Raw genomic sequence first — 899 nt, forward strand, 5'->3', positions numbered from 1 at the left:
TATCTTTAAAGTTATTTACTGCTTCATCCTTTGGACTTTTATAATACCAATGATGAAATCTAAATCCTAGAAATTTAAACCCATCATAAAAGTTTGTTATTACTGTCTTTTTAGGGTGGAGTTTCAGTTTTAATTCATTTTCTATTATCTGACGTGTTACTTGTAATGCTCTCTTGGCTTTATCCTTACTTTTGGTCAATATTACAAAATCATCAGCAAAGCGAACTAGTTTATATCCTCTTCGAGTCATCTTCTTATCAAAGTGATGTAGATAGATATTAGCTAATAAAGGAGAGATAACACCTCCTTGAGGAGTTCCTTCTTCAGTCTCTTCCCTTCCTTCGTCGGTCATGACTTCAGCTGTTAGCCATGATCTAATTAAATCTAATACCCAACCATCACTTACATACTCTGCTATAAAATCCATCAGTAAGTCGTGGTCTATAGTATCAAAATAGGACCTTATGTCTGCATCTACTACCCAATTATAACCTTGTTGTTTATATTCCTCTATCTTTTCTATTGCATCATGGGTTGACCTATTCGGTCTGAAACCAAAAGAACACTCACAAAATACTTGTTCAAACTGTTTTTCTAACACCTGTTTAACTGCTTGTTGGGCTATTCGGTCTCTGATTACTGGAATACCTAGTGGTCTTTGTTCTCCATTACCTTTTGAGATATACGTTCTTAGTACTGGTCGTGGCTCATATCTATTCTCTCTTAATTGTCTATATAATTCACGCATATTAATCTTATAGTTATTTCTGTACTCATCAATACTTACTTCATCAATTCCACCACAACCACCATTATTTAGTACTTTTTGTGCTGCATTATGCATTCGCCATTTATCTGTAATAATGTCTTTTAAACTATATAAGGTTCGAATTTTTTTT

At 33.5% G+C, this 899-nt stretch carries 1 protein-coding gene; it reads right to left on the bottom strand.

The genetic code is table 11. The features are described from left to right. On the bottom strand, window positions 1-892 hold an 892-nt coding region (gene ltrA, locus ACYQ3D_RS12610), incomplete at its 3' end, for a group II intron reverse transcriptase/maturase (RefSeq protein WP_459838814.1). Between the last annotated feature and the right edge of the window lie 7 nt (window positions 893-899).

This window comes from Halanaerobaculum tunisiense (assembly GCF_054657635.1).